Genomic DNA, 6,383 nt, shown 5'->3' with positions numbered 1-6,383 from the left:
CGGGAATCCATGCCGACACCGGCGCGGTCATGGGCCGCGCGGTGCACGCGCAGGTCACCGTCACCTTCATCGGTCTCAAGACCGGGCTCTTTACCGGCGAGGGGCCGGGCCATTGCGGTGAGGTGGTATTCAGTGCCCTGGAGGTCCCTGCAGAGATCCATTCCGGCCTCGAGCCGGCCGCGCTGCGTCTGGACGCCGCCTGCATCGCTCGTCTGGGCACCCGGGCGCGCACAGCCCACAAGGGGGATTGCGGCCACGTGCTGGTGATCGGCGGAGACCGGGGCATGCCCGGCGCGGTCCGTCTGGCAGGGGAGGCCGCGGCGCGCACCGGTGCCGGCCTGGTATCCCTGGCCACGCATCCGGATCATGCCGGGTTGTTGCCCGCGGGCCGACCGGAACTGNNNNCGCCTGGCGGCCGCCAGGCGCATTCGCGAGACCTTCGGCGGCGTCTGCGTGCTCAAGGGCCCGGGGACCGTCATTTGCGACGATACGGGCCCGGCCATATGCACCGGCGGCAATCCCGGTATGGCCAGCGGAGGCATGGGCGACGTGCTCACGGGTGTCATCGCCGGGTTGCTGGCCCAGGGTCTGGAACCGGGCGAGGCGGCACGCCTGGGCGTGTGCATCCATGCGGAGGCCGCCGACCGTGCCGCCCGGGAGGGCGGGGAACGCGGCCTGCTGGCCTCCGACGTCATTGCGCAGCTACGCGCCGTGGTGAATCCGTGAGCAAATCCGAACGGATGCTGGTGCTGCCCGACGAGGCGGCGACGCTGGCACTGGGCGCGGCGCTGGCCGCCGTTTCCCCCGAGGGCGGTCTGGCGGTGCATCTCACCGGCGATCTGGGCGCCGGCAAGACCACCCTGGTGCGTGGCTGGCTGCGCGAACTGGGCCATTCAGGCGCAGTTAAGAGTCCCACCTATACCCTGGTGGAAAGCTACCAGGTGGCCGGGCGCAGGGTGCATCACTTCGATCTCTACCGCCTCACCGATCCGGAGGAACTGGAATACCTGGGCCTGGATGGTTACTTCGACGGCACCGCCCTGTGCCTAGTGGAGTGGCCCGAACGTGGCGGAGGGATGCTCGGTTCCCCGGACCTGTCCATCCGGCTCACCGTGGCGGGCGAGGGCCGCGAGGCCCGCCTGCAAGGCCTCAGCGAAGCGGGGCGAGCCTGGATCGCGGCGCTGGCTAACCGACTGGAAATGAATGATTAGCCACAGAGGGCACAGAGGTCACAGAGGAAAGGCGTAGAGCTGACTGAAATGACCATTGCCGGCCGGGAGCGGTCCCGGACCTCAACCGTGTGTCCCCGTCGATTTCCCGTATTTCTCTGTGACCTCTGTGCCCTCTGTGGCAAAAACTTCTGCTCATTAGCTGATAAACGGCAGTAAAAGGTCCCGCTATCTGCATGGATTGATTGAAAAATCCTCTTGCTTTTTTTGGCGGGTGCGTCACACTAGGAAGCAGGTTGCGAATCCCCGGTACCTGGAGCATGTCGTGAGTCAGTTGCCCAACGAGCCTCCGCGACGCCGATTCCTCAGGGCGATCATGAGCGCCTGCGGCATGACGGCCGCCTCCGTGATGGCCCCGGGTGTGCTCTGGGCGGCTGGTCGGGAGCGGGTGGAACGCATCCGCCTGTCGGCCCATGAGGGCCAGACCCGGCTGGTCTTTGACCTCTCCGGTCCGGTGGAACACAGCCTGTTCACTCTCACGGACCCGCACCGGGTCGTGATCGATATCCAGGGTGCCGGTGCCCGCGAGTTGACTGTGCCCTCGGTGCCGGAATCCCATGTAGCCCGCCTGCGCTATGCCACCCGCAACGACCGTGATCTGAGGGTGGTGCTGGATCTGCGCGAGCGGGCGGTGCCCAGGAGTTTCGTGCTGCGTCCCGCCCAGGGTGCGGGCCACCGGCTGGTGGTGGACCTGCAGCGTCAGGGCGCCAGCCAGGCACCGCAGACCGTGCGTTCCACGGAACAGCCCGGCGGCGAGCTGCGCGAGGTGGTGGTCGCCATTGACGCCGGCCACGGCGGACGCGACCCGGGCGCCATCGGTCCGGGCGGCACGCGGGAAAAGGACGTGGTGCTGGCCATTGCCCAGCGGCTCGAGCGGCTGGTGGCGAGCGAACCCGGCATGAAGCCGGTGATGGTGCGTACCGGCGACTACTTCCTGCCGCTGCGCGAGCGCATCCGACGCGCCCGTGCGCAGCGGGCGGACCTGTTCATCTCCATTCATGCGGACGCCGCGCCCGACCGGCGCGTGCAGGGCTCCTCGGTGTACATCCTGTCCCAGGGCGGCGCCAGCAGTGAGGCGGCCCGGTGGCTCGCCGAGCGCGAGAACGCCGCCGACCTGGTGGGCGGCGTCAAGCTGGACGACAAGGACGACGTGCTCGCCTCCGTGCTGCTGGATCTCTCCCAGACCGGCACCATCGAGGCCAGCGCGACGCTCGCCGATTCCCTGATCAACGATCTGCATCGTGTGGGCAAGGTACGCAGCCGCAGGGTCGAGCGCGCCGGCTTTGCAGTCCTCACCTCGCCGGACATTCCCTCCGTGCTCGTGGAGGCCGCCTACATCACCAACCCGGCAGAGGAACGCAAGCTGCGCACCGCGGCCTTCCAGCAGTCCCTGGCCGAGGCGCTGATGACCGGACTGCGTTCCTACTTCAACAACAACGCCCCGCCCGGCACGATCCTCGCCGAGACCCGCCGCGGGCGCCACGTGATCCAGAGCGGCGAGACGCTCTCCGGCATCGCCAACCGCTACCGGGTCTCCATCAACGAACTGCGCCAGCACAACAACCTCACCAACGACCGCATCCACGCGGGCCAGGTGCTGGTGATTCCGAGAAGGGACAGCTGAAATTCAAGGATGAAGGTGGAAGGATGAAGGCAGAATGAAGGACAATTCATCCTTCATCCTTCATCCTTCATCCTTTCAAAGTGCCCATCTCCCCCCTCCCTCCCCAGCTTGTCAACCAGATCGCCGCCGGTGAGGTGGTGGAGCGGCCGGCGTCGGTGGTTAAGGAGTTGCTGGAGAACAGCCTGGATGCCGGGGCCGCAAACATACAGGTGGACGTGGAGCAGGGCGGGGTGCGGCGCATCCGGATTCGCGATGACGGCTCGGGGATCCCGAAGGATGAGCTGGCCCTGGCGCTGTCGCGCCATGCCACCAGCAAGATCGCCAGTCTCGAGGACCTGGAGCGGGTCGCAAGCCTGGGGTTTCGCGGCGAGGCGCTGCCGAGCATCGCGTCCGTGTCGCGGCTGACGCTGACCTCCGCCACGCCGGATGCCGGGAGCGGCTGGACCATCCGGGGCGACGGGGGCGACCGCTTCGAGGCGCCCATGCCCGCCGCGCACCCGGAAGGCACCACGGTCGAAGTGCGCGATCTCTTCTTCAATGTGCCGGCGCGGCGCAAGTTCCTGCGCACGGAGCGCACCGAGTTCGGCCACCTGGAAGAAGTGGTGCGGCGCATCGCCCTGTCGCGGTTCCGTGTCGGCCTTGCACTGTCCCACAATCGAAAGCCCATGTTGCAGCTGTCGCCGGCCATGAACGAGGCCGCGCAGCTGGACCGCGTGGCGAAGGTGTGCGGCCAGACGTTTGCGGAACAGGTGGTGCGCGTCGACCATGAGGCGGCCGGACTTCGCCTGCACGGTTTTCTGGGTCTTCCCACCTATTCCCGCAGCCAGGCCGACCTGCAGTACTTCTATGTCAACGGCCGCATGGTGCGCGACCGGCTCATCAGCCACGCCGTGCGCCAGGCCTACCAGGACGTGTTGTTCCATGGCCGCCACCCGGCGTTCGTGCTGTACCTGGAACTGGATCCCGCGCTGGTGGACGTGAATGCCCACCCGGCGAAGCACGAGGTGCGTTTCCGGGAGTCGCGGCTGGTGCATGATTTTCTCTTTCGCAGCCTGCACAAGGTGCTGGCGGATCTGCGCCCGGGGGAGGGTGTTGCCCCGGCGCGAATGGAGATGCCGCAAAGCACGGTCGCCGGGGAAGCCGGCGCAGGTGCCGCACGGTCCTGGAGTCATGTCCAGTCGGGTCTGAACCTGCGCGTGGCGGAGGTCATGGAAGCCTATGGCAATCTGCATCCGCAGACCGAACTGCAGGAATCGCCCGCCGATGACGCGGTTGCGCCGCCGCTGGGTTACGCGCTCGCGCAATTGCACGGGGTGTACGTACTGGCACAGAACGCAGCGGGTCTGGTGCTCGTGGACATGCATGCCGCCCATGAGCGCATCACCTACGAACGCCTCAAGCAGGGTTACTGGGGCGAGGGCCTCAAGTCCCAGCCGCTGCTGGTGCCGGCACACATCAACGTCAGCCGCCGCGAGGCGGACCTGGTGGAGACCCACGGGGAGGCCTTCGCCCGCTTCGGCTTCGAGCTGTTGCGCAGTGGTCCCGAGCGGCTCCAGATCCGCGCCGTGCCCTCGCTGCTCTCCCGCGCCGACAGCGAGGCGTTGGTGCGCGACGTGCTATCCGACCTCGTGACCCATGGCGAATCCCGCCGCGTGGAAGCCGCCGTCAACGAGCTGCTGGCCACGCTGGCCTGCCACGGTTCGGTACGCGCCAACCGCCAGCTGACCATCCCGGAGATGAACGCCCTGCTGCGCGACATGGAAGCCACCGAACGCAGCGGCCAGTGCAACCACGGGAGGCCGACCTGGGTGCAATTGTCCATGGATCAGTTGGACAGACTCTTTTTGAGAGGACAGTAGGAGGCCCGCCCCCGGGCCGAACAACGGTTGGTGACATCGCGGGCAAGGGCATTCGCGGCGAGGGCGCCGCTCCTACAGCTGGTATCGTTTCATCCTTCATCCTTCATCCTTCATCCTTCCAAAGATGCATCCCCCCGCCATCTTCCTCATGGGTCCCACCGCCTCGGGCAAGACCGATCTGGCGGTGGAGCTGGTGCGTCGCCTGCCGTGCGAGATCATCAGCGTGGACTCGGCGATGGTGTATCGGGGCATGGATATCGGTACCGCGAAGCCGGGACCGGAGGTGCTGGCGCAGGCGCCCCATCGCCTGATCGACATACTCGACCCGGCCGAGCCCTATTCGGCGGCGCGCTTTCGCGCCGATGCGCTTGCCGCCATGGCCGAGATCACGGCCTCGGGGAGGGTGCCGCTCCTGGTCGGGGGCACGATGCTCTATTTCCGTGCGCTGGAGTTCGGCCTGGATCGTCTGCCGGGCGCCGACGCCCGGGTGCGCCGGGCCATCGAGACCGATGCGGCGGCATGCGGCTGGGAGGCGATGCACGAACGCCTGAAACAGGTGGACCCGGTCAGCGCCGCGCGTATCCACCCCAACGATCCCCAGCGTCTGCAACGGGCCCTGGAGGTGTACCTGCTCACCGGCAGGCCCCTGTCCTCGTTCCACGGCGGGACCTCGACTGCCGGGCTGCCCTACCGGCTGCTGCGCCTGGCGCTGGTGCCCGGGGACCGGGCGGCCCTGCGTGCAAGAATTTCGGCGCGATTTGACCGGATGCTGGAACTGGGCTTGATTCCGGAGGTCGAGACCTTATATCAGCGAGAGGATCTGAATGTCTCGCTGCCGGCGATCCGGGCCGTGGGTTATCGACAGGTCTGGTCGTGGCTCTCGGGCGAGATCGACTTCGAGACCATGCGCCGGAAGGCCATCACGGCCACCGGGCAACTGGCCAAGCGCCAGCTGACCTGGATCCGCGGCTACCCCGGGGTGATCGCCCTGGAGATGGAGTCGCTGGACGTGGAGGCGGTGGTTGCCCGGATTGAGGGACATGTGAACCAGTGACCGGGTGGCTGACCGACCGGTGTGCTAGACTGCAAAACAGGTTGAATATTCAAGCCCGGGGCGGTTTTGAGCTGATCCCGGGTGCGCTGGAAGGCTCCACAATCAGGACCCGTCGGAAGTTGGTGCAACCGGGCCCAGGAGCCCGGAGAATGACATAAAGGCCTCACCCCCCATCTCAGAGATCGACGCCAGGAGCAAGCTCATGTCAAAGGGGCAGACGTTACAAGAACCCTTCCTCAATACATTGCGCAAGGAAAGGATCCCGGTTTCCATTTACCTGGTCAACGGCATCAAGCTGCAGGGTCAGATTGACTCGTTTGATCAGTTCGTGGTGCTGCTCAAGAACACCGTCAGCCAGATGGTCTACAAGCATGCCATTTCAACCATCGTCCCCTCGCGGCCAGTCAAGCTGGCCATGCCCGAGGACGCGCAACCGGAGGGCTGACGGGTCCGATGTATCCCGCGAGTCTGAGCCGCGTCATGCAGGCAGGTAAGCCGATTGTTTGAACGACCCCAGCAGGGCGAACGGGCGGTGCTGGTTCACCTGGCGCTGCCCGACATGCAGGCCAGTGATGACGGCGTCGAGTTCTCGGAGCTCGCCCGTTCGCCCTGCTGGG

At 66.7% G+C, this 6,383-nt stretch carries 5 protein-coding genes and 1 pseudogene; all 6 read left to right on the top strand.

Features of this window, described 5'->3' with window-relative positions:
* Nucleotides 1-726: pseudogene (locus B1C78_RS16935) on the top strand (NAD(P)H-hydrate dehydratase); the annotation flags it as partial.
* On the top strand, nt 723-1,211 hold the full coding sequence (gene tsaE, locus B1C78_RS16930) for a tRNA (adenosine(37)-N6)-threonylcarbamoyltransferase complex ATPase subunit type 1 TsaE (RefSeq protein WP_425443985.1): 489 nt from the start codon (nt 723-725) through the stop codon (nt 1,209-1,211). The pseudogene B1C78_RS16935 and the gene tsaE, both read left to right, overlap by 4 nt.
* Before the next feature lie 334 nt (nt 1,212-1,545).
* Complete coding sequence (locus tag B1C78_RS16925) at nt 1,546-2,853, top strand: N-acetylmuramoyl-L-alanine amidase (protein WP_077280327.1); 1,308 nt, start codon at nt 1,546-1,548, stop codon at nt 2,851-2,853.
* 80 nt (nt 2,854-2,933) lie between these two features.
* Nucleotides 2,934-4,712, top strand: a complete 1,779-nt coding sequence (gene mutL / locus B1C78_RS16920) for a DNA mismatch repair endonuclease MutL (RefSeq protein ID WP_077280326.1) — start codon at nt 2,934-2,936, stop codon at nt 4,710-4,712.
* A 124-nt stretch (nt 4,713-4,836) separates the two neighbouring features.
* Nucleotides 4,837-5,766 (top strand): tRNA (adenosine(37)-N6)-dimethylallyltransferase MiaA, encoded by a 930-nt coding sequence (gene miaA, locus B1C78_RS16915; RefSeq protein WP_077280325.1) that lies wholly within the window; start codon nt 4,837-4,839, stop codon nt 5,764-5,766.
* Nucleotides 5,767-5,968: 202 nt separating this feature from the next.
* Nucleotides 5,969-6,211, top strand: coding sequence for an RNA chaperone Hfq (gene hfq / locus B1C78_RS16910; RefSeq protein WP_077280324.1), 243 nt, complete (start codon nt 5,969-5,971; stop codon nt 6,209-6,211).
* Nucleotides 6,212-6,383: the final 172 nt, after the last annotated feature.

Source organism: Thioalkalivibrio denitrificans (assembly GCF_002000365.1).
GTDB classification, from domain to species: domain Bacteria; phylum Pseudomonadota; class Gammaproteobacteria; order Ectothiorhodospirales; family Ectothiorhodospiraceae; genus Thioalkalivibrio_A; species Thioalkalivibrio_A denitrificans.
The sequence above is the reverse complement of the archived record's forward strand: the minus strand, read 5'-3'. Positions and strand labels throughout refer to the sequence as shown.

Excerpts from the sequence above, each read along its gene's own strand:
- B1C78_RS16925 (WP_077280327.1), top strand. The coding sequence starts at position 1,546 with ATGAGCGCCTGCGGCATGACGGCCGCCTCCGTGATGGCCCCGGGTGTG.
- miaA (WP_077280325.1), top strand. The coding sequence starts at position 4,837 with ATGCATCCCCCCGCCATCTTCCTCATGGGTCCCACCGCCTCGGGCAAG.
- hfq (WP_077280324.1), top strand. The coding sequence starts at position 5,969 with ATGTCAAAGGGGCAGACGTTACAAGAACCCTTCCTCAATACATTGCGC.